This window comes from Planococcus wigleyi (assembly GCF_014836985.1).
Taxonomy (GTDB): domain Bacteria; phylum Bacillota; class Bacilli; order Bacillales_A; family Planococcaceae; genus Planococcus; species Planococcus notacanthi.
Map to the genome: position 1 here is coordinate 573,156 of NZ_JACSPU010000002.1, position 23,057 is coordinate 596,212.

The window sequence follows — 23,057 nt, forward strand, 5'->3', positions numbered from 1 at the left end:
ATACAAGCTGTCCGATGAATGAACGGACAGCTTGTTGTTGAATTATGCTGTTTGAAGAGCAACGGCTGGACCGAAGAATTCAAAGTGGATCTGTTCTTCTTTCATGCCAAGTGCCCGAAGTTCTTGGATCATGGCTTCCATGAAAGGTACCGGCCCGCATACATAGACATCGCCTGTGATGTCGACATATTCTTCTAATAGCGCTCGTGTAATATAGCCTTGGGGCTGATCGGAATAAAGCGTTTTATAGCTCGCATTATCCATAGCTGCAACGTATTTTTGGATATCTTTATCGAAAGCATGCAAGGTTTCATTGCGCGCTGCATGAAGGAAAGCAGTTGGACGCTCGGGAGTCAATGTAGCCACAGTTTCGAACATGCTCATCATCGGTGTGATGCCGACACCGCCGCTGACAAATGCTACCGGCGTATCTTTTTTAGTATCAAGGACGAATTCTCCAGCAGGCGCGCTGACTTCAAAGCGATCGCCGACATTCAATTCGTCGTGGAGATAGACGGATACACGGCCATTCGGATCGTTGTCCGCATCGCGTTTCACGGAAATGCGGAACTCATCTTCCCGTGCAGCTTGCGAAAGGCTGTACTGGCGGTTGAACAAATACTCTTCACCCGGAATGGACATGCGGACAGAGATGTATTGGCCTGGCTGATAAACCGGAACATTTTTTCCATCAGCTGGCTTCAAATAGAAAGAAGTGATGTTTTCACTTTCTTTCTCTTTGCGGACAATAGTGAACTCTTTAAAGAAGCTCCAGCCGTTTTCTTGCGTTTCCATTTTCTCATACATGTCTTTTTCAACGCCGATAAAGGCATCTGCGATGACGCCGTAAGCCTCTGCCCAGGCATTGATGATGTCATCAGTTGCGGCATCTCCCAATACTTCTTTGATCGCTTTCAACAAATATTCACCGACGATTGGATAATGTTCAGGTTTTATTCCTAAACTTACGTGTTTGTTGGCGATTTGCACAACTGCTGGAAGAATGGCTTCCAAATTGTCGATATGGACGGCTGCGGCATAAACCGTGTTTGCCAATGCAGCCTGTTGACGCCCTTTTTTCTGGTTAGCGTGATTAAAGATATTTAAAAGTTCAGGATGCGCTTCAAACATATTTTTGTAGAATACAGTCGTGATTGCTGTTCCGTGCTGTTCCAATACCGGTACTGTGGATTTAATGATTGTTCTTGTCTCTTGTGATAACATGCTCAATCTCTCCTTTTGTTTTCTATATCTTGACTATACGCCCATATCCTTTTTAAAGATATATTTAAAATACATCTTTAAAATTTAGACACATTTAACTTCACAGAAAAGTCACAACATGGAAAAGTGGAAGCGCCCGTGTAGATTTGACGGACATAAGGCAGACCGGCAGTGTGGCGCTCTTTGCCACGCAGCTGGGTTGATTTATGACCCTAGGAATCTGGGCGCTGGAGCTAGACAATAAGAAAAGCGAAAGCGCCCGTGTAGATTTGACGGGCATAAGAGAGAAGAGGAATTTGTTCATATTTAATTACATAAAAGGATTGGACGTTTCTATTTATTGGCTATACTTTCCGATTTCCCAAAAATACTTTCTATTTGGGCAGAAATACTTTCTAATTGCATTAAAATACTTTCCATAACGATTGAAATACTTTATGAAATAACTTCAGCCTCTGGAAAACACAAAAAAAGCCCAGCATAAGCCAGGCCACTGAATCTTCATTAACTATTAGTATTCAAATCCATTGCAGGGCCGAAGAACTCATAATGGATCTGCTCTTCCGGAATGCCCATGCCGTGCAGTTCCCGAATCATGATTTCCATGAATGGCGCCGGTCCGCAGACATAGACGTCACTTGCCGGATCGACGTATTCCTCGAGCATTTCCCGGGTAATAAAACCATTTGGCTCATCAGAGTAGACGGTTTTGTAACGGGCATCGTCCATCATCATGGCATATGCTTGGATATCGTCATCAAATGCTTGCTGCAATGGATTCCGTGCGCCATGAAGGAACGTGGTTGGACGTGCAGGCGTCGAATTTGCCACAGTTTCGAACATACTCATCATTGGTGTAATCCCTACACCACCACTGATAAATGCAACGGGTGATGTCTTCGTCGCATCGAGGACGAAGACGCCGGCAGGTGCACTCACTTCAATGCGATCGCCCTCGTTGATGCTGTTGTGCAAGTAGTTGGAGACAACTCCATTCGGATCGTTGTCGTTTTCGCGTTTAACGGAAATACGGAATTCATCCGGCTTTGGTGCTTGTGAAAGGCTGTACTGGCGAATCACTAAAAATTCTTCACCAGGCATCGCCAACCGCACAGAAATGTATTGGCCGGGTGTGTAAGGGGGCACATTGGATCCGTCAGCCGGTTTCAAATAGAAGGAAGTAATGACTTCGCTTTCCTTCACTTTCCGGGCGACAATAAAATCCTTGAAGAAATTCCAACCGTTTTCCTGTTCCGCGGTTTGCTGATACATCTCTTTTTCAACACCGATAAAAGCATCAGCAATGGCGCCGTAAGCTTCTGCCCAAGCATCAATGATTTCATCAGTTGCAGCATCACCCAAAACTTCCTTCATCGCTTTCAGCAAATACTCACCAACAATTGGATAATGTTCGGGCAAGACACCGAGAGAAACATGTTTATGGGCAATCTGGACAACTGCCGGAAGAATTTCTTCCAGGTTATCGATATGGACAGCAGCTGCATAAACAGCTTTGGCCAGTGCTGTCTGCTGACGGCCTTGTGCTTGATTGGCATGGTTAAAGATATTCAGCAATTCAGGATGGGCTTCAAAAAGGTTCTTGTAGAACCTTGTCGTAATTGCTACTCCATGTTCCTCCAGTACGGGGACAGTGGATTTAACAATTGTGCGGGTTTCTTCTGATAGCATAATGATCTACTCCTTTTCCAGATAGATTCTATTAGGTTCAATTACTTTGAGACTTCTTGAAAAGCCGTTATAATGAACATGCAGAAGAGGTGAAAAGAATGAGATTGACCATGTATACAGACTTCTCATTACGCGTTTTGATTTATTTAGGCACCAAGGAACCAGATAAACTGACGACGATACAGGAAATTTCTGAAGCATATAATATATCAAAAAACCATCTAACGAAAGTTACCTTTGAACTGGGCAAAGCCGGTTTTATTCAGACGGTCAGAGGAAGAGGGGGCGGCATCCGCCTTGCCGACCTTCCACAAAACATCAATGTTGGAACTGTAGTGAGGCGAATGGAAGACGATTTCAATTTGGTGGAATGTTTTGATTCAGCGACTAACCGCTGCCCGATTTCGCCGATTTGCGGTCTGCGCGGTGTTCTGGGCAAAGCTCTTCACGCTTATCTGAGTGTCCTAGATGAATATACACTCGAAGATCTGTTATTCAACAAAGAAGGGCTTCGAGAAATTCTTCAAACATAAAAAACGGCTCAAACAATTGAGCCGTTTTTTATTTACAATTCCAGCACTTGCGGCTCTTGTCCTTTTTTATTCATTAAACGGACACGGTCAGGTTTGATGGCTAAAATAATCAAGTTTGGATCGTCGGGCCCTTCAAACCAGCCTTCCAGATGCTCATTCCATACTTTGTCGATCATTTCGCGATCGTCGTTCAGGGACATGCTGCCTTCGATTTCCAGGAAGGTATCGCCGACCCCTTCGCCGTCATAGCCTAAAAGAATATGGGCATGCGGATTCGCTTCCAGTTCATCTACTTTTTGTGTCTTTTTACTTGTTGCCGTATAGAGTGTGAAATCATCGTTAAAAAAAGTCATATAGCGAGAATGGGGTTTGTTTCCTTTAATTGTTGCTAAAGTACCGATGTAACTGTCCTCTAAAATCTTTAATGCTGCTTTTTTTACGTCTTCCTGATTCATCCATACCACTCCTTTTGTCTTTGTACTTATCTATTCCTTTTTAAGTCCGAACTAAACATAAAGCCAATTACGGCAGACGGAATAAAAAAGCATGAAAAAAAGCCTGCTATGCAGCAGGCTTAAATCTGTTCGACTATTTTGGGCGTCCGATTAAATACACTTGGCAGCACCATGCCGATTAAGATAATGAAAATCCCAACAATTTGAAGAGGTGATAGCACTTCGTTAAGGATAAGAACCGATGCGATTACAGCGACCGGCAGTTCCATGGCGCTCAATATGGAAGCAATTCCTGAGCCGACGTGCGGCACCGCGACGGAAAAGAAATAGATGGGCATGATGATACCGAAAAATCCGAGCAACAATCCGTAAACCCATAGGCCCTCATTGAACAATTGCCCGTTCCAAACGATCTCAGGTGTTTGGAACAGGCCGACAACGATTGCTGCAAAGAGTGATACGTAAAAAAGGCGGGCTGACGTATCCATGCCTTCGATCTGCTTGCCGTTGACAAACATGAACGCTGAAAAACAAAAAGCCGCAGCCATTCCCCAAGCCCATCCTTGCCAAGGAATGCCGCTCAAGTCGGTTCCGATAATGCCGGCTGCCAATAAGGTGCCGGCAAATAAAAAGATCAATGAAATGACTTCTGTCCGTTTCAGCCATCTGCGATGGACAATGCAATCGAGGAACATGCCGATCCAAGTAAATTGGAACAACAGGACTACAGCAAGTGAAGCCGGCAGGTAGTTAAGCGAATGCGCATAGACCATCCCGGTAGCAGCTGTAAAACTGCCTGACAGAACCAAAATCTTCCATCCTTTAATTCTGGGCATTTTGCGTTGGGTAATAAAAAATAAAAGAGCCGCTAAAACGAACCCTATAAAGTATTGAGCGGTTACTGCTTCTGCAGCAGTAAATCCATTTTTCATAGCCACTTTGATAATGGTCGAAAGCACACCGTAGCAGCTTGCTGCTATGACTACCATAAGTGGATAAATCCAGTTTTTCATCTTCATTCACTCCTGTTCAAATGAGAAGCATAGCATAAAAAGACCGCTGAGCATAGCCTCAGCGGTCTTTTTTGAAAGCATTCACTTTTACGAAAATTCATATTGATTACTCAGGAAACTTCTCTTCGCTGGAAGAATTATTCTTCGTGGCACGCGGATTTTTTTCTTCCTGCTGTTCCTGTTTTAAATCTTCAATCGGAATGGTATCGACATTCATTTCCTCTTCATGCATTTCGGAAAGGCTTTTTTTATCTGTTTTTGACTGTTCTGGATTATCCATAGAAGCACCGTCTCTTGTTTTGCGGTCTTCCTGATCGAATGGTTTTTTGTCTGACATGTAAAGCACCTCTTCCTTTTAGTGTTATTCTCTGTATTCCTTTAAAGAAATTTTTTAAAACATGAAGCTTATTGGCGTTTCCTGTATTACTGTATGAGCAAGTATGGATATCTAGTAGAATATTTATCTGGATTGGAAAGAAAATTTAAGGAAAGATTAAAAAATAGCATGATGGCCATAAGCTATATAACCAATGTGGTAAAATAGAACCAATGAACGAAAGGGGCTTCAAAATGGATATAAAACCAGCAATAACAGTAGGCGGCTTGAATTTTGAATGGGATTTGGCTGAAGGCCGTTTCTTATTTGAAGGACAGGAATCTGTTCTTTTTTGGACTGCATCAGCCATGAAAATGTTTTTTGATTCCATAGAAGAGATTTCAGGGAAAGACGCGGCAAACGTCGTACTGGAATCAACTGGATTTCGCCAAGGGCTTGTAGTGGGAGAATATTTCCAGGGCATGAAAGGCGTTTCTATAGAAGAGGCTGCAGGCCTGATCACCAATACATATGCATCTGCAGGATGGGGATTAGCGGAAATTAAAGAACTTAACGAAGAAACCCAGACACTTGAAGTGCATCTGAAAAACAGTTGGGAGCACACCATTAACATCGCGCAAAGGAAAGAGCAAGGAGGCAGTTTCCTGCCTGCCCATTATGCAGGTATTTTCTCCTCATTGTTCAAACAGAATATTTGGTATAAAGTTGTCCATCATCAATTGGACGGTTTTGAAGAAAGCGTTATTCAGTATTTCCCTTCGGAAGAGACGATTGAAAAGAACATCCATCATCTGTCCCGTCTGAAAGAAGCGGAAAAAATCAATGAGCTGGAACGATTGGTGGATGAAAAAACGCGGGAACTAAATGAAATGATCAAAGAGATTTCATCCCCGCTCATCCCGGTTCTTGAAGACATTGTAGTGGTTCCGTTATTGGGCAGTTATGATGAAGCGCGGGCAGAAGAGCTGTTGGTGAAAACCTTGCAGAACCTGCCGACGCATAAAGCCAAGTATTTAATATTGGACCTTACCGGATTAAACAACAATTTTACGCAGCCTGCTGCGATGCTGATTGAAAAACTCGGATTGACAGCAGCCATGATCGGGACACAAACGGTATTGGTAGGGATTTCAGCGAAGATGAGCATGACCATTACAGAGTCGGCCATCGATCTGTCGAAATTCAACTGTTTCCAAACCTTGCAGCACGGCATTCATTACGCACTGGCGCAAAACGGAAGAAGTATTATCTAAGAAAAGCGGAAGCGCCTGTTTGGGGAACGTAAGCTAAATGCGCGACTTCCTGTCGCGACGCTTATATGATCCGCATCCTGCGGACCCCCGACAGGCTTAAGGCAGTTTGCCGAAGCGGCATGTTTTCAGCCGCACAGGCAAGCGGACTTAAGACCCCAAGGTTCTAGGCGCTGGAGCTGGACAATAAAGAAAAGCTGATTCGGCCGCTTAGCTCCGACAGGCATAAGATGGATTGGCGAAGCGGCGTGTTTTCAGCCGCACAGCCAAAACAGCTTATGTCCCGAGGAGTTGGCCGATGAAGCTGGACAAAGAAAAGCGGAAGCGCCCGTGTAGCTCTGCGGAGCATGACCAGGTTGGGTTATGGTTCAAACAACTGTGCGTTGGAGTTTAGAAAAACAAAACTAAATCAAAAAAGGCGTATGGGATCCAGTCCAATACGCCCTTTTGATGCTGTTTTTATTTAGCGGATTTCACGATTTCAATGATGACCTGCGTTGCTTTTTCCATGTTTTCAGCAGAAATGAATTCGTATTTCCCATGATAGTTCTCTCCACCTGTGAAAATGTTCGGAGTGGGAAGACCCATGTAGGACAATTGTGAGCCATCTGTACCGCCGCGTACAGGCACAATATCCGGTTTGATGCCCAATGCCGTCATTGCACGTTCTGCATTATCGACGATTTCCATGACCGGTTCGATTTTTTCACGCATATTATAGTATTGATCTTCGATTTCCAAACGCACAGCCTCTTCCCCGTATTGCTGCTGGAGTTTTTCGGCAACTGCCTGCATATGCCGTTTTTTGTCTTCAAATTTTTCTTTGTCGAAATCACGGATGATGTAAGTCAATTCCGCTGTTTCCACATTGCCGATAAAGTTGTTCAAGTGAATGAATCCTTCATAGTTCTCGGTCAATTCAGGAACTTCCTTTTTCGGCATTTCCTCTTGGAATTGAATGGCGACTGTTTGGGCATTCACCATTTTGTTTTTTGCAGATCCCGGATGGACGCTTTTGCCTTGGACAATCAACTTGCCGCTTGCGGCATTAAAGCTTTCGTACTGTAATTCGCCAAGAGGACCGCCGTCCATGGTGTAAGCGTACTTAGCATCAAAGCGCTCCACATCAAATTTATGGGGGCCGCGTCCAATTTCCTCATCAGGTGTAAAAGCAACACGGATGGTTCCGTGTTCAATTTCAGGATGGGCATTCAAATATTCCATAGCGGTCATGATTTCAGCAACCCCGGCTTTATTGTCAGCACCGAGAAGAGTTGTCGCGTCTGTGGTAATCAAAGTATGGCCGACGTAATTTTTAAGCGCCGGAAAATCCGATACTGTCATCGCAATGCTGTCGTTCAACGGGATATCTTGGCCGTCATAATTGTCGATGCGTTGAGGGTTGACGTTTTTTCCGGTAAAGTCTGTTGCGGTATCAACATGTGCCAGGAAACCGATGACCGGAATTTCCCGATCTGTATTGGCAGGCAGTGTACCGAACAGATACCCGGCTTCATCCATGCCGACGTCCGTAAGTCCGATTGTTTTCATTTCCTTTTCCAGTTCATGAAGCAGGTCCCATTGCCCTGCGGTAGAAGGGGTGGATTCGCTATTGAAATCAGATTGTGTATCAATTTTTGCATAACGGACCAGCCGTTCGATCAAGGTTTCCAACATGTAAAATTCCTCCTAAATTAAGTGCTAATCATATTTTAGCATGAAGCAGGAAAATGATGAAAACTCTGGACACAAATAAAAAAACGATGCCCCTTCAGGACATCGCTCCATTACTTCTCTTGTTTTGCTTTCACGGCTTCGGCATGTGCAGCTTTCACCTGATCCAGAAGAACAGTTTCTGTCAGAAGGCGATAGCCGGTATGGGCCAATGCTTTAGCGCCTTTGATCAAAGCTCTGTCGCCATCCTCAGATTTAGCGGCTTCACGGAAATCTTCGGTGTGGGCAATCAAACTTTCAGGGCCGATTTTGATATAGCCATGGGCAGTGGGGACTTCATAGCTGATATTGCCGGCATCGGTGGAACCAAGGCCGGAAATGCGGGAATCTGCCACCGTCTCGCCTTGTGCTTCGAGTTCGCTGCGGACAACTGCATCCAAAGCAGGGGTGATGACCAAATCACGTACTTCATTCTGGAACCGTTCGATTTTCACGGTCGTACCGGTTGCCAGAGCAGCGCCTTCTGCAATCGCCCGGATCTTGCGGGCTGTATCCGATGTTTTCTTCCAGGAATCTCCGCGGATATAGAAACGGGCAGCCGCGTATTCCGGAATGATGTTCGGTGCATCGCCGCCATGGGTGATGATTCCGTGAACCCGAGCGTCAGAAGGCAATTGTTGACGCAATGCATTGATGCTGTTGAACAATTGCAGCACTGCATCCAACGCATTGATGCCTTCTTCAGGCGAGCCTGCTGCATGAGCTGGTTTGCCGTAAAAATGGAATTCCAAGGGATCGACTGCAAGAGAAGGGCCTGTGACAGCCGAATTTCCGGAAGGATGGAGCATCAAAGCAACATCAATGCCTTCGAGCAGGCCGTGTTTGACAAAACTGCCTTTGGCGCTGCCGTTTGGTCCGCCTTCTTCTGCAGGAGTTCCAAGAACAACCACACGGCCGCCGGTTGACTCTAAGGTTTCTGCGAGTGCGATAGCCGCAGCAACGCTGGTTGTTCCAATGATATTGTGGCCGCAGGCGTGGCCAATTCCAGGAAGTGCATCATATTCGGCAAGATAAGCAATTGTCGGACCGGGAAGTGTGCTTTCCTTGCTGGCAAAAAAAGCAGTGTAATGCCCGGCGACACTTTTATCGACATTAAATCCAGCGTCTTCAAGCCGTTTAATCAATAACGAACTGGCGAAAATCTCTTGGTTGCCGATTTCCGGGTTTGCGTGGATCGCTTGGCTTGTTTCAATGTAAATCTCGCTCTTGGAATCGATGGACTGGGAAATGGATTGGGCTGCTTCCTTGATAAGTGTCATTGGAGCTCCTCCTAAGTTAGGTTTTGTTTTATTGGTAATCGACCAGTTCATCAACTGTCACGACAGTCGGAATCTGAGCGCCTTTTGTATGTTCGATGATGAAATCAGCTGTGTCTTCTTGCTGATACAATTCAACGATTTTCAAGTAAGCTTCATTATCGGCATCTTCCGCATTTGCGGCAATCAAGTTGATATAAGGGGTAGCTGTATCACTTTCACCGGCAATCGGATCTTCTGTCGGATTCAAGCCGGCATCAACTGCGACACCATTATTGATGACCGATCCTGCGACATCCGGCAAAGCACGAGGGGTATGGCCGGAAACCATCGGCATGATTTCAATGTTTTTTGGATTGTCGATGATATCTTCTGCTGTTCCGGTAAGGCCGGCATCTTCAGAAAGCGTGATCAATCCCGCTTCATCAAGCAGCAACAGGGCACGGCCCATATTGGTGGCTTCGTTCGGCATTGCGATTTGGGAGCCTTCAGGAATTTCATCAATCGACTCATATTTATCGGAATACAGGCCCATAGGCGCAATTACCGTAGAACCGATCGGAACAATGTCGATATCGTGTTCTGTGACGAATTCATCAAAGTAAGAAATAGTTTGGAATGCATTCAAATCAAGTTCGCCTTCGGCAAGTGCCAGGTTCGGCGCGACATAATCAGAAAAGGTTTGAATCTCCAAATCGATTCCTTCTTTTTCTGCCTTATCAGCAATGTAATCCCAGATAGTAGTATCGGAACCGCTGATGCCAAGCGTCACTTTCGTGTTTCCTTCTGAACTGCTGTCGTCTCCGCAAGCTGCCAAGACCAAAGCTGAAACTGCCAATAATGCGGATGCTGTAATTTTTTTCATGAGTAATTCCTCCAGTTTTTTTCTAGGTTATATTTATTTTTTAATTGCGTCTGACAGTTCGTGATAATACATTGCCGAGCGATTGGACGCCTTGTACGAGTACGACGAGAATTGCGACGGTGATGAACATCACAAGCGTATCGAATCGTTGGTAACCGTAAGTGATGGCCAAATCGCCAAGGCCTCCGCCCCCGATAGCGCCTGCCATTGCGGACGCTCCGATCAGGCCGACAATCGCAATGGTCAAGGCCAGAACCAGTGAACTCAAAGCTTCAGGAATGAGGAAGCGGAAAATGATCTGCATCGGCGTGGCTCCCATGGCCTGTGCTGCTTCAATTACTCCTTTATCGACTTCCAACAAGGAGTTTTCGATAAGTCTTGCAATATAAGGTCCTGCGTAAAAGACCAGTGGGACGATGGCGGCTGCAGTTCCGATGGACGTGCCGACGATCAGGCGAGTCAACGGAATGATGGCAACCATCAAGATGATGAATGGAACTGAGCGGAATATGTTGATGACGATATTCAATACTTTGGAAACCGGTTCATTTTCCAGCAGATGGCCTTTGCGGGTGACCACCAGCAGGATGCCAAGCGGGAAGCCGATCAATAGGGAAAAGCCGAATGCCGCGCCGGTCATGTAAATGGTTTCCCATAAAGCTTCTAAAATCTGATCGTAGTTAACGGACATAATCATTGACCTCCTCTATATCAATATTGCTTTTCCGGATAGAGGACAAAGCCAATTGGATTTCGCTAGGTTCGCCGGCAAATTCGACGATCAAGTTGCCGTATGGAACACCTTGCAACTCGGTGATGTTGCCGAACAGCACGTTCAAGTCAACTTTAAATTCACGCGAGACACGGGACATGAACGGTTGGCCGACGGAATTTCCTGTAAACTGCAGTCGATAGATCGCGTTATCGCTTTGGGCATTGCGGATTTGCGCAAGCAGGGTTTCCGGAAGTTCATCGTTCATGACAGAACGGACAAACCGTTGGGTGGTCGGCTGCTGCGGATTTGAGAAAATGTCGAAGACGCTGCCTTGTTCGATCACTTTTCCTGCTTCAAGCACAGCCACTTTATCGCAAATTTCCCGGATAACTCCCATCTCATGAGTAATGAGCAGGATGGTGATGTTGTATTCTTTATTGATTTTGCGCAATAGGTCCAAAATCGACTTGGTCGTTTGGGGGTCGAGCGCTGATGTTGCCTCATCGCATAACAGAACGGAAGGGTTGGTTGCAAGCGCTCGGGCAATGCCGATGCGTTGCTTTTGTCCGCCTGACAGCTGGTCGGGATATTTTTGTGCCTGATCGGCCAGTCCGACAAAGTCCAGCAGTTGCTTCACTTGTTCATCAATTTCATTTTTCGGTGTCTTAGCGAGCAGCAATGGCATCGCGACATTATGGTAAACCGTTTTTGAACTCAACAGATTGAAATGCTGGAAAATCATGCCGATGTCCTTACGGATGGTTCGGATTTCTTTGCTGGATAGAGTGGAAATGTCTTTCCCTTGGATTAAGACGCGTCCTGCAGAAGGACGTTCAAGCAGGTTCACGGTGCGGATCAATGAACTCTTTCCGGCTCCGCTAAAGCCGATGACTCCGTAAATCTCGCCGGTTTCGACGGTCAAATCAATCCCGTTCAAGGCATGGATTTCTTGTTTCCCGGATTGGTAGGTCTTGGAGACGCCTTCGAATTGAATCATGGTGATTGAACCTCCTCATGCTGTAATGGATCTTATTAAATCGACGGTGTCTCACATTCTTCTGAGAAAATGGAAAAGGAGCCCTCTTTTTTCTCATCCATAAGAAAAAAGAGGGCTCCTGTTGAAACCATCTAATTCTCATCTTCCAAATGCTTTAGAGCATCTGCAGGAGTTGGCACAGTTTTTGCTTTTAAACAAATCTGCTGCCGAAACGTCTTAGGGCCTGTCCCTCGGTTTCTCTTGATAAGAAAGTGATGTATGCTATTCGATTCGTGGTTCTTACTTTATGGTGAAATAACAAAAAAGTCAAGGGAATTATTGATATTTATTTCACAATCTTTGAAATGAAGAGAATAACGAGTTTGGAACCGCTTTCAGACTGGTTTTGTTGGTTTCTTTTTGAATATGGAGGAAACTTTCTTCTCTTCTCCATTTTTTATTCGAATAATATTTTCGCTATGTTTCCATATGGCCATAGCAAATAAAGCACAAGCTGTCAGCAATGGCCATGGTCCGACGGCAGGACCGAAAGCGATAACAAAATAGACTGCGTAAAGGACCAGTACACCAATGACCAAATAATTGGTCGCAAGCGAAACACCGATGAGCAGTGCCAGGCCAACCAGCCCGAGCTTCCAGTCCAGTGCCAGCATGACACCGATCACCGAAGCCGTGCCTTTGCCGCCATTGAAGTTCATATAGAATGGGAAATTATGGCCGAATACGACACCAGCACCTATTATAAATAGAAAAGTCCAAATGATTTCGGGGGAAAAGGCACCCTTTTCCAGCAGAAAACGACAAGCTGCGACAGCGGCAAAGCCTTTAATAATATCGATCAAAGCAACCAGCAAACCGTATTTCCAACCCAGCACGATGGCGGCATTGGAAGCACCGGAATTTTTGACGCCTTCTTTTTTGACATTCACCCCAGATAAAAATTGTGCTGCGAGGGAACCGTGCAAACAACCGATTCCATAGCCTGCGATAAACAACAGCAGAACCCATCCAAGCATATTCATTCCTCCTTCTATACTAGAAGATAACGTTTGGGAAGAAACAAGGTTTCAAAATTTTTTGACTAATAGGGTTGACAAACCTTGTTAAAATTTTTATACTTCTCAACAAGACTAAAAACTAAATTTAATAACTCTTATCAAGAGTGGCGGAGGGATAGGCCCTGTGATGCCCGGCAACCAACAGACGACCATGTCTGGAAAGGTGCTAATTCCTACAGAACCGAACGATAGGTTCTGACAGATGAGAGGAGGCAACTCCGTAATTTACGGCCCTCTTCTTAGCGAAGGGGGCTTTTTGCTGTCCTCTTCGGTGATTTTCATGAATAAAAAAATTAGGGGGAATAGAAAATGACAAACTTAAAACCAGAAACTTTATTGCTGCATGGCGGACAACAGGCGGATCCAACAACAGGATCGAGAGGGGTGCCGATCTACAAAACCACTTCTTATGTGTTTAAAGATACGCAGCATGCACAAGACCTTTTCGGTCTGAAAGACACCGGCAATATCTATTCACGCATCATGAATCCGACAGTTGATGTATTTGAACAGCGCGTGGCGTTATTGGAAGGCGGGACTGCTGCAGTCGCATTATCTTCAGGAATGGCGGCAATTGCGTTCTCCATTTTAAATATTGCTGAAGCAGGAGACGAAATCGTAGCGGACAGCAACCTGTACGGCGGCACTTATAATTTATTCGCCAATACGTTGCCGCGTTACGGCATTAAAACCATATTTGTTGATGCAACCAATCCTGAAAACTTTAGAGCGGCAATCACCGATAAAACAAAAGCGGTATTCGGAGAAATTATCGGCAACCCGAGCCTGAACGTTTTTGATGTAGAGAAAGTAGCGGCAATCGCCCATGAAAACGGGCTTCCCTTATTGATTGACAATACATTTGCTTCACCATATGGCAGCAACCCGATCGAGTTCGGTGCTGATGTGGTCATTCATTCCGCTACAAAATGGATTGGTGGACACGGCACGACCATCGGCGGTGTTGCGGTGGATGCAGGAAAATTCAATTGGGACAATCCACGTTTCCCGAATTACACACAGCCGGATGAAAGCTATCACGGATTGCGTTATGGCATCGATGTACCGGATGCTGCATTTGCGACAAAACTGCGTGTCCAGCTGCTTCGTGACTTCGGTCCTTCATTGAGCCCGGAAAGTGCACATGCCTTGCTCCAAGGACTGGAGACTTTGCACCTGCGTATTCCGAAACACAGCAGCAATGCTCAAATTGTTGCAGACTACTTGAAGCAGCATCCGCAGATCGAATGGGTCAACTTCCTTGGATTTGAAGATCATCCATCACATCAATTGGCTAAAAAATACTTGAAAAATGACGGTTTCGGATCGATTGTCAATTTCGGCATCAAAGGCGGACGGCAGGCGGGCCGCAAAGTAATCGACAGTGTGGCTCTCTGGTCCCATGTTGCGAACGTAGGAGATGCCAAGTCGTTGATCATCCATCCGGCTTCAACTACACATCAGCAGTTAAATGATGAAGAGCTGAAATCGTCGGGTGTAACGGAAGAATTGATCCGCTTATCGGTCGGTTTGGAAAATCCGGAAGATTTAATCGCCGATTTGGAGCAGGCCATTCAGGCCGCAGTTTTGGAAAACGTTTAAGGAGGGATTTGAATGGCGACAGTATCCATTGGCTCATTAACCCTGGATTCAACGAAGACGATAAATCATGTAGAGCTGGCATACGAACGTCATGGAGATGAAAATGCTCCAACTGTGCTGGTCTGCCACGCATTGACGGGCGATCAATATGCAATAGGATCCGAAGAAAACCCGGGATGGTGGGCAGGGTTAATCGGACCAGGCAAGCCGGTGGATACAGATGTTTTTCAAGTGATCACTTTTAACGTGTTGGGAGGCAGCCACGGATCAACAGGCCCATTGTCTATTAATCCAGAAACAGGGCAGCCATACCGTGCTAAGTTCCCGACCCTGACGATACGTGATATGGTTCGCGCAGAATATAATGCGTTAAAGAAATTAGGCATCAATCATCTTGCAGGAGTGTTGGGCGGTTCGCTCGGAGGCATGAAGACCTTGGAGTGGGGAAAATTGTACCCTGAATTTGTGGATGCCATTCTCCCATTGGCTGTTACTCCTTATTACAGCGATTATGGCCTCGCCTTTAACCATATTGGAATTCAAGCTATTGAAAACGATAGGGATTTCAATGAAGGGAATTATGAAAGCTCAGATCAGCTGAAGGGATTTCAAATCGCGCGAATGGCCGGAATGGTCACTTATCGCAGCGGCAGCATGTTCAATCAGCGCTTCGGACGCAGCAAAGCCGGAGAAGAATTCAATGTGCAGTCTTATTTGAATTACCAAGGGAAGAAGCTGGCAGGGCGGTTTGATGCCAATAGCTACCTGTTGCTGCTGAAAGCAATGAACACACACGATATCGGAGAAACCATTCTTGATGTTCCGGTTTATGCTCTATCATTTACGCATGACTTGCTGTATCCGAGTGAATTGCTGGTTCCTTGGCTTGAAGAGCAAAAGGATGCGAGCTGGGAGATCATTGAAACCGATTTTGGCCATGATGGTTTTCTCGTGGAATTTGAAAAATGGGGCGGCTTTATCGAAGAAAAATTAAAAAGCTTATTAGTGCCAGAGCTTACACGCTAAGCGGGATTTGATGAAAAAGCACCTGAGGCGGGAATCCAATCCCACATCAGGTGCTTTTTTTGGTTAATCCTCGTCCTTGATATCCACATCGTCTGGAATCGGCGTGGCTCGCCATTCCTCCAGCGCTTGCTTGGCCTGTTCCAGCTGTTGGAAATGTGTTCCGAACTGAGAGGTGTTGATCATGTACTGCTCCCCATCATGGACTGCGCGAATACGGCCTTCCAATACGTAGCGATTGACTTGTTCTTCAGGCATGGATAAAAATGCGGCAGTTTCCTGGACTGTCATATACATGGGATCTCCTCCTCTTTTCTTTTATTATAATAGAAGAAGACCGCTATCTCAAACCATTGATGCCATGGTATGTTAGAAGAAGAAGTTCAAAAATAGGGGTGTTGATGTTGAATTATATGGCGTATTTATTGGTTTTGCTGGCTGCAATTTTATGGGGAACCACAGGTACAGCCCAGTCTTTTTTTCAAGGAGCAGTCCATCCGCTATCAATCGGCGCTTTTCGTTTAGCAATTGGCGGTTTTTCTTTACTGTTGTTCGTAATTGTAGCCAGGAAACTATCGGTCCGGACGATTCCATGGCCTGCCACTATTCTTGCAGCCATCAGTATGGCGCTTTTCCAACCTTTATTTTTTTCTTCCGTCCAGATGACTGGAATTGCTATCGGCACCGTTGTCACCATCGGAAGCGCACCTGTACTAACAGGATTGATCGAGTGGATAGCCTTAAACCGAAAACCTGACCGAATCTGGGGAAGTGCGACGCTTCTGGCATTAACCGGCTGCGTGCTGTTATTTGCCAATAAAGGCCAGCAACTGGTGGATCCGGTGGGCATCGCTATGGCTTTGGGCGCTGGATTTTCTTTTGCAGTTTATGCGCTGGTAAGTAAATCTGTTCTCAAGGCGATGGAGACTGTTTCTGCAGTCGCTGTGATTTTTTCATTGAGTGCTTGCTGTCTGCTGCCATTTTTATTGCTGTTTGATGTAAGCTACATAACCGTACCGCTCAATTTTTCTCTGATCATCTATTTAGGGATTGGAGCAACCAGTCTATCCTATCTGCTTTTTTCTTTTGGATTAAAGCAGATTCCCTCTTCTTCTGCAGTCACTTTATCATTGGCTGAGCCACTGACAGCTGCTGTTTTAGGGGTAGCGGTTGTCGGAGAAGTGCTGAGCGGACTGTCGTGGCTGGGAGTCGGGCTGCTTCTGTGCGGGATATTGATTTTGACCATTGGCGATAAAAGAGGGGTTCCTGCTTCTTAGAAGTCCTTTCGTTGTTCCTAAAAACCATCCTTAAAAGGATGGTTTTTTCTTTTGGCTGCCGATCAGCTAGAGAAGGAGTTTACCAGGAGGGCGGTAAGGGGATAGTAGAAAGGATACATAAAAACAAAAAGGAGTTGAGTATATGAATGATGTAGGGAATTCTTTCAGAGGAGTCGGCAACACGATCATCGATTATATTCCAAACGTTCTGGGAGCATTATTATTACTGCTCATCGCATGGATAGTAGCGACGATCGTTCGGGCCATTTTTACGAAAGGATTAAAAAAAGCAGGGGCAGACCGAGCTATGGTGAAAGGCCATATGGCTAAAACAAAAGAAGATGCGGACAGCAAACTGGATTCTATAGGGAAAATTCTTTATTACCTCATCTTTATCTTGTTTATTCCAAGCGTGCTGCAGGCACTGGACATGAACAATGTTGCACAGCCAATCTCGAATATGATGGACAAATTGTTGGCATTCCTGCCAAATCTGTTCATGGCCATCATTATTGTGGTCATCGGCTACTTTGTAGCCAAGTTTGTTAAAAATCTGGTATTCAGCCTTTTGACAGCGATCAATATCGATAAATGGTTCAACAAATTCACCAACAGAACTGGTGGTGCTTCGACAGGGACAGCGAGAATGGATACTGGCGATAAATCGACATTAGCCAATGTTTTGGCAAATGTAGTTTTCGTTATCGTATTGATTCCTATCTTGACGATTGCATTGGAAACCTTGAATATTCGTTCAATATCTGAGCCGATCGTCAATATGCTTAACCAAGTATTGAACATGATCCCGAATATTTTTGTAGCGATCATCTTAATCTTGGTAGGTGTCCTGATCGCTAAATTTATAGGCGATCTATTGATCAGCCTCTTGAATGGAACAGGCATCAACCGCTTTTCGACTTACTTGAATCCTGATAAAACCAAAACGCCAAGCTTTGATATTGCGAATATCATCGGCAAAGTGGTGCAGGCAATCATCATCATCTTCTTTACAGTGGAAGCGATGAATGTGCTGCAGTTGGATGTATTGAACGGCATCGGTGAAGCAATCATCGGTTACTTGCCATTGCTTATCAGTTCACTGATTATCCTGGGCCTTGGATTGATTGGGGGCAGTGTGCTTGGAAATTACATCAAGCAGGCTTCCGGCAACCGCTTCCTTGGAGCCATTGTCAAATACGCAATTATCATCATTGCTGTATTCATGACTCTTGATCAGCTGAATTTCGCAACCAATATTGTGAACTTGGCATTCTTGTTCATCATCGCCGGGCTTGCCGTAGCATTCGCCATTTCCTTCGGTATTGGCGGCCGCGAATTTGCGAAGCGCCAACTTGAGAAACTGGAAGCCAAAATGGATAAGGAAAACAACAAACCAAATCTATAAGTTGATTATCAAAACCCTGAAGGGCCATTGCTGCCCTTCGGGATTTTTTTATTCTCAAAAGCTTTTCCGCATAATTACTCGGTTTTATTATTTAATGGGAATTAATTCAACTATTTATAAGACAATAAAAATTATATTGAAATACAGAAAAAATCTGTATATCTCAAGAATATACAGATTTATTGCTATTTATACATATGTTGTTAGCCTTTGAAAGAGAGTTGAAATGACCTTTAGGAGAGTAATAATACTTCTGATATAGTTATTTAAATAATTTAAAAATTCTGTTGACTTGTTTTTATGCAAGCGGTTACAATCAAGGAAGTTATTATCTAAATAATATTTGAAGGGAGAGCAGCATTCTGCAGTTGAGCGAACGCTCAGTAGGGAGACTTAGAACAATCAAAATGAAATGGGGGGATACGATGAAAGCGTATAAAAAAGAAGTCCAATTCACCATTTGGATGACAGCTGCCTTTATTTTAGTGGGGAACGTAGGATTAGTCTTTTCCATTTTCCCGGTAGATGCTATGTTGCTTGGTTTTCCAGTTATGTACATCGTGCCGATCTTAATGGGATGGTTCGGCGTTTTCTTTTTGACGATTGTAGCTGGGAAAATCGGTAACCGCATCGATGATGAGATCGATAGTGAAAACGATGCGCTCGGAGTTTCCGACGAAGTAAAGGATGTGTAGATGATGGAAACAGAAAACTGGCAATTATCCAATCCGATTTTAGGGTTAGCAGTCGTGGGAGCAACATTTTTATTGTTCTATATCGTGGGATTTGTCTCCAACCGAAAAAGTTCATCTGCTAAAGATCTTTACACAGGCGGCGGAAACGTCGGAGCTTTTACTAACGGATTGGCGATGGCTGCAACTTACATGAGTCTGGCGACTTTCCTTGGCATTACGGCCTTGATCCTCCAACTCCAGGTTCCATTCATCATGTTGTGGATTCAGCTGATTCTGGCAATACCGTTGATCACAATTATTTACGGGACAAGCCTTCGCCGGATGGGCGCTTTCTCGCCTACACATTTTATCCGCGACAGATACGGAGTGACAGCTTCCATCATTGCGGCTCTTTTCATGATTTTGGTTTCCATCATGTATGCACTCGGCCAGATGATCGGAATTGCCATTACGTTTGAAACGTTATTGGGTATTCCTTATTTAACCGGACTTTTTGTTTTTGGAATTATAATTGTCGGTTATATCACAATCGGCGGAATGGCCGGAGCGACAAACAACGCAGCGATTCAGATGGTTATCATTGCCTTGATGTTCATTTTGCCGCTTGGGGCCATCATGAAAGCAGTGGGAGCAACAGGCTGGTATTTCCCGCCGCTGTTCTATTCGGATATGGTTCCAGCGATGCTCGAATCTTTGCCGACGTTCTTTGATTACCAGTTCTCACCAAAATGGTATTTCTCCATTATTCCGGCACTGACAATCGGAGCTTTGGGCCTTCCTCACTTAGCGATGCGGGTTTACACAGCTTCTAATCTGAAAAGTGCGCGTTCGGCGATGGTCTGGTTCGCCTTTATTCTAGGTTTGGTTTTCTCTGCCACATACGCCATGGGCTTCGTTGGTGTTTATGCCACCGCCACTCAGGGCCTAGTCATTTCAGATGGAGATGCTGATAAATTGACGATCATCCTGAACTTGGTCTATAACCCGGAATGGGTGACGGCACTTGTTATTGCTGGGGCGATTTCTGCTGGGCTTTCAACATTGAGCGGAAACTTGCTGGCCATTGGTGCTTTGATTTCACAGGACATTATCGCTACCTTAAAGCCGAATATTCCTCAGCGTTTAAGTTTGCGAATCGGTTTTATCGCAATTTTTGCCGGAGGATTGGTCAGTATCTTGCTGGCAATCCAACCGCCAGCTTTCCTGGTCGTCAGTATACTCTGGGCATTCGGTTTAGCAGGGGTTACGAATGCACCTTTGATTATCGTTGGAGTTTGGTGGAAAGAAGCCAATAAATTCGGAGCCATTGCAGCATCTGTTGTTGGTGGAGCCATCTACATCATCGTGTCTCCCTTCGTCTTTCCAAGCATCGTTTTGACGGGACACGGAGTGACGGACGGTATGGGCTTGTCCGGTGCCATGCTTGCTGTGCCGATCAGCTTTATCCTGCTGATTGTCGTTTCTTATATCACGAACCGTATGCCAGGTCTGCAAAGTAAATTGACTAAGCAATCGGATATTGAATTGATTGAACGCATCCACGGATGGAAGGATATCAAGTCGTATCGCTATAACAGTACGGTAGGTGCCGGAATTACGGTAGTCGTTTCTGCTGCTGTTGCGATTTGGGCATTGATGCCTTGGGGGATGTAGACAATGAAAGAAAGGGTGAGCAAAATGGTCGGGAAAATGGTTGCTTTGAATGATTCATCTTTTCGGTCATTTTTAGAATTGCCGAAAACCCAATGGGTGAGCAATCTGCTGCTGCTCATCGTTGGCATAGGCTATGGGGCGATTTCAATCGCGTCAAATGCCTCATACATAGCAAGTTTCGATTCTGCACTGCTGCAAAACTTCATTGTGCCGGCAATTTTCATTCTGTTTGGCCTGTTGATGGCTTTCATCACGAAAATCGGCTTGGCATTGCTGCTTTGGGCAGGATCCAAGGGACTTGGCGGAAAAGGGCTTTTGCGGGACATCAACAGAGCGGCTCCCGTCGCTTTATTGCCTGGCTTGCTCGGTGCTCCTTACTTGGCGGAAGCCGGGAATGGCCATCCATTGGTCTATGTGCTGTTGGCAATTGGTGTTGTCTGGATGTATCTGGTATGTGTGAAAATCATTAAAACCACGCAAAGTTTCACTGCTAAAAAGGCATATCTGGCAGCCTTGGCAGCCTTTGTTTTCTTAGCGAGTGTCTATTACCTGATCATTCCACCGGCATGAAGAAAAAGAGATAGGAGGCTGACATATGGATTTCAAAGATTTAATTGCTCCGGAGCAGTACAATATCACTTCGGAATTGGAGAAATATAAAGAAGAAAGCGACCGGTTGGCGATTCGCTGGCTGGACAGCGAAGGCAATCGTGAAGACCTGAGTTATAAAGAACTGGTCGGCAAGATGAATCAATACGCACAAGCTTTACTGAAGCTGGGCATTGAAAAAGGGGATCGGATGCTGATCATCCTTCCGCGGATTCCTGAAGCATATATCACGTATTTAGCTTGTCTGCGTGCTGGAATTGTCGCGATTCCATGCTCGGAGATGCTTCGAAAGAAGGATTTGATTTACCGGATGCATCATTCAGGAGCAAAAGGAATCGTGGCGCATTACAAAACCACTGCGGAAACCAATTCCATTGATGAAGAAGCGGCTGCACTGAGCAATAAATTGATTGTTGGGGGCAAAGAAGAAGGATGGCAGTCTTTTGAGGAATTAGCAGAAAAGGAATCACCGGATTTTGACGCCGTTCCGACTCACCGGGAAGATATGGCCTTCCTGTCCTATACATCCGGAACCACCGGCAATCCAAAAGGCGTGGTCCACGTCCATGGATGGGGCTATGCGCATGTCCGGACAGCAGCAACAAAATGGCTGGGCGTCCAAAGTGGAGACGTGGTTTGGGCAACTGCCGCTCCAGGCTGGCAGAAGTGGATTTGGAGTCCATTTTTGTCGACGATTACATTGGGTGCAACGGCCTTTGTTTACAATGGGCCGTTTGATGCCTTGAAATACCTTGAGTTATTGGAAAAAGAAAACATTAATGTCCTGTGCTGTACGCCGACAGAATACCGGATCATAGCAAAAGTGGAGAATTTAGCATCATACAAGCTGCCGGCATTAAGGTCTGCAGTGTCTGCGGGGGAACCATTGAACCGTCAAGTCATCGAAGCTTTTCAGCAGGCATTCCATATTAACGTCCGTGACGGCTACGGCCAGACGGAAAACACCTTGCTGGTTGGAACGCTTCAAGATATGGAAGTAAAAGCTGGATCGATGGGCAAACCGACGCCTGGCAATCCGGTTGACATCATCAATGATGAAGGACAGCCGACAGCTGTCGGAGAAGTGGGAGATATCGCGGTCCATCGCGATTGTCCGGCTTTGTTCCGGGAATATTACCGAGATCCCGAGCGGACGCAAGCGGCATTCCGCGGCGATTGGTATTTGACAGGCGATCAGGCGACGCGCGATGAAGATGGCTATTTCTGGTTTGAAGGAAGAAGTGATGACATCATCATCAGTTCAGGCTATACGATCGGGCCTTTCGAAGTCGAAGATGCATTGATGAAACATGAAGCCATTCAGGAATGTGCCGTCGTAGCAGCTCCGGATGAAATCCGTGGCAATATCGTCAAAGCCTACGTGGTACTCCGTAACCCGGACAATTTTAAAGACAAAGACGCTTTGACGAAGCAACTGCAGGATCATGTAAAAGAAATTACGGCGCCTTACAAGTATCCACGTGTCATTGAATTTCTGGATGAACTGCCGAAAACAGCTTCCGGAAAAATCCGCCGAGTGGAACTGCGCAAATTAAATGCATAATGAGAAAAGCGAAAGCGCCCATGTAGCTCTGCCGGGCATAAGACAGACCAGCAGTGTGGCGTTTTTTGCCGCGCAGCTGGGTTGGCTTATGACCCAAAGAGCT

The 23,057-nt window shown here is 45.4% G+C and carries 22 protein-coding genes and 2 riboswitches; of the genes, 10 read left to right on the forward strand and 12 right to left on the reverse strand.

All coding sequences use genetic code 11. The features are described from left to right. Nucleotides 1-42 precede the first annotated feature (42 nt). Nucleotides 43-1,224, reverse strand: a complete 1,182-nt coding sequence (hmpA, locus tag H9630_RS08420) for an NO-inducible flavohemoprotein (RefSeq protein ID WP_191715041.1) — start codon at nt 1,222-1,224, stop codon at nt 43-45. Between the two features lie 504 nt (nt 1,225-1,728). Then, entirely contained in the window at nt 1,729-2,913 is a 1,185-nt protein-coding gene (gene hmpA, locus H9630_RS08425; RefSeq protein WP_191715042.1) for an NO-inducible flavohemoprotein, read from the reverse strand. Between the two features lie 98 nt (nt 2,914-3,011). On the opposite strand from hmpA (H9630_RS08425), the gene H9630_RS08430 reads away from it, so the two are divergent. Continuing rightward, nucleotides 3,012-3,446: an RrF2 family transcriptional regulator gene (locus H9630_RS08430; protein ID WP_191715043.1), complete on the forward strand. Its 435-nt coding sequence runs from the start codon at nt 3,012-3,014 to the stop codon at nt 3,444-3,446. Between the two features lie 32 nt (nt 3,447-3,478). Here the strand turns inward: H9630_RS08430 and H9630_RS08435 are convergent, their stop codons facing one another. From H9630_RS08435 to H9630_RS08445, 3 genes are all read right to left on the reverse strand, one after another. Further along, a complete protein-coding gene (locus tag H9630_RS08435) occupies nt 3,479-3,901 on the reverse strand; it encodes a pyridoxamine 5'-phosphate oxidase family protein (RefSeq protein ID WP_191715044.1) in 423 nt (140 codons plus the stop codon). A 119-nt stretch (nt 3,902-4,020) separates the two neighbouring features. Then, the gene (locus H9630_RS08440) at nt 4,021-4,914 is read right to left on the reverse strand and encodes an EamA family transporter (protein ID WP_191715045.1); all 894 of its coding nucleotides are present in this window, start codon (nt 4,912-4,914) and stop codon (nt 4,021-4,023) included. 106 nt (nt 4,915-5,020) lie between these two features. Beyond that, entirely contained in the window at nt 5,021-5,251 is a 231-nt protein-coding gene (locus tag H9630_RS08445) for a hypothetical protein (RefSeq protein WP_191715046.1), read from the reverse strand. Nucleotides 5,252-5,484: 233 nt separating this feature from the next. On the opposite strand from H9630_RS08445, the gene H9630_RS08450 reads away from it, so the two are divergent. Continuing rightward, the gene (locus H9630_RS08450; protein WP_191715047.1) at nt 5,485-6,504 is read left to right on the forward strand and encodes an STAS domain-containing protein; all 1,020 of its coding nucleotides are present in this window, start codon (nt 5,485-5,487) and stop codon (nt 6,502-6,504) included. Between the two features lie 456 nt (nt 6,505-6,960). Here H9630_RS08450 and pepT read toward each other — a convergent pair whose 3' ends face one another. The 6 genes from pepT to H9630_RS08480 form a co-directional block, all read right to left on the reverse strand. Beyond that, nucleotides 6,961-8,178, reverse strand: coding sequence for a peptidase T (gene pepT / locus H9630_RS08455; RefSeq protein ID WP_191715048.1), 1,218 nt, complete (start codon nt 8,176-8,178; stop codon nt 6,961-6,963). Nucleotides 8,179-8,288: 110 nt separating this feature from the next. Further along, entirely contained in the window at nt 8,289-9,494 is a 1,206-nt protein-coding gene (locus H9630_RS08460; RefSeq protein ID WP_191715049.1) for a M20 family metallopeptidase, read from the reverse strand. A 28-nt stretch (nt 9,495-9,522) separates the two neighbouring features. After that, the gene (locus tag H9630_RS08465; protein WP_191715050.1) at nt 9,523-10,356 is read right to left on the reverse strand and encodes a MetQ/NlpA family ABC transporter substrate-binding protein; all 834 of its coding nucleotides are present in this window, start codon (nt 10,354-10,356) and stop codon (nt 9,523-9,525) included. A 40-nt stretch (nt 10,357-10,396) separates the two neighbouring features. Continuing rightward, nucleotides 10,397-11,047: a methionine ABC transporter permease gene (locus tag H9630_RS08470; protein ID WP_191715051.1), complete on the reverse strand. Its 651-nt coding sequence runs from the start codon at nt 11,045-11,047 to the stop codon at nt 10,397-10,399. Continuing rightward, entirely contained in the window at nt 11,037-12,068 is a 1,032-nt protein-coding gene (locus H9630_RS08475) for a methionine ABC transporter ATP-binding protein (protein WP_191715052.1), read from the reverse strand. Before H9630_RS08475 ends, H9630_RS08470 begins: the two co-directional genes overlap by 11 nt. 135 nt (nt 12,069-12,203) lie before the next feature. After that, nucleotides 12,204-12,318, reverse strand: a riboswitch (SAM riboswitch). Between the two features lie 124 nt (nt 12,319-12,442). Next, nucleotides 12,443-13,084 (reverse strand): glycerol-3-phosphate acyltransferase, encoded by a 642-nt coding sequence (locus tag H9630_RS08480; RefSeq protein WP_191715053.1) that lies wholly within the window; start codon nt 13,082-13,084, stop codon nt 12,443-12,445. Between the two features lie 134 nt (nt 13,085-13,218). Beyond that, nucleotides 13,219-13,335, forward strand: a riboswitch (SAM riboswitch). A 100-nt stretch (nt 13,336-13,435) separates the two neighbouring features. Between H9630_RS08480 and H9630_RS08485 the strand changes: the two genes are divergently transcribed. Both H9630_RS08485 and metX read left to right on the forward strand, forming a co-directional pair. Continuing rightward, nucleotides 13,436-14,728, forward strand: coding sequence for an O-acetylhomoserine aminocarboxypropyltransferase/cysteine synthase family protein (locus tag H9630_RS08485; protein WP_191715054.1), 1,293 nt, complete (start codon nt 13,436-13,438; stop codon nt 14,726-14,728). A gap of 12 nt (nt 14,729-14,740) precedes the next feature. Further along, nucleotides 14,741-15,754 (forward strand): homoserine O-acetyltransferase MetX, encoded by a 1,014-nt coding sequence (metX, locus tag H9630_RS08490; protein ID WP_191715055.1) that lies wholly within the window; start codon nt 14,741-14,743, stop codon nt 15,752-15,754. A 63-nt stretch (nt 15,755-15,817) separates the two neighbouring features. Here the strand turns inward: metX and H9630_RS08495 are convergent, their stop codons facing one another. Next, nucleotides 15,818-16,048: a helix-turn-helix domain-containing protein gene (locus tag H9630_RS08495; protein ID WP_191715056.1), complete on the reverse strand. Its 231-nt coding sequence runs from the start codon at nt 16,046-16,048 to the stop codon at nt 15,818-15,820. 104 nt (nt 16,049-16,152) lie between these two features. Between H9630_RS08495 and H9630_RS08500 the strand changes: the two genes are divergently transcribed. The 6 genes from H9630_RS08500 (at nt 16,153) to mbcS (ending at nt 22,954) form a co-directional block, all read left to right on the forward strand. Next, entirely contained in the window at nt 16,153-17,028 is an 876-nt protein-coding gene (locus H9630_RS08500) for a DMT family transporter (RefSeq protein ID WP_191715057.1), read from the forward strand. Nucleotides 17,029-17,170: 142 nt separating this feature from the next. Continuing rightward, nucleotides 17,171-18,433 (forward strand): mechanosensitive ion channel, encoded by a 1,263-nt coding sequence (locus H9630_RS08505; protein ID WP_191715058.1) that lies wholly within the window; start codon nt 17,171-17,173, stop codon nt 18,431-18,433. A 425-nt stretch (nt 18,434-18,858) separates the two neighbouring features. Then, nucleotides 18,859-19,128, forward strand: coding sequence for a hypothetical protein (locus tag H9630_RS08510; RefSeq protein WP_191715059.1), 270 nt, complete (start codon nt 18,859-18,861; stop codon nt 19,126-19,128). Next, a complete protein-coding gene (locus H9630_RS08515; protein WP_225218436.1) occupies nt 19,129-20,781 on the forward strand; it encodes a solute symporter family protein in 1,653 nt (550 codons plus the stop codon). A gap of 3 nt (nt 20,782-20,784) precedes the next feature. After that, on the forward strand, nt 20,785-21,351 hold the full coding sequence (locus H9630_RS08520; protein ID WP_191715060.1) for a YIP1 family protein: 567 nt from the start codon (nt 20,785-20,787) through the stop codon (nt 21,349-21,351). A 25-nt stretch (nt 21,352-21,376) separates the two neighbouring features. Beyond that, nucleotides 21,377-22,954 (forward strand): acyl-CoA synthetase MbcS, encoded by a 1,578-nt coding sequence (gene mbcS, locus H9630_RS08525; RefSeq protein ID WP_191715061.1) that lies wholly within the window; start codon nt 21,377-21,379, stop codon nt 22,952-22,954. The last annotated feature ends 103 nt before the right edge of the window (nt 22,955-23,057 follow it).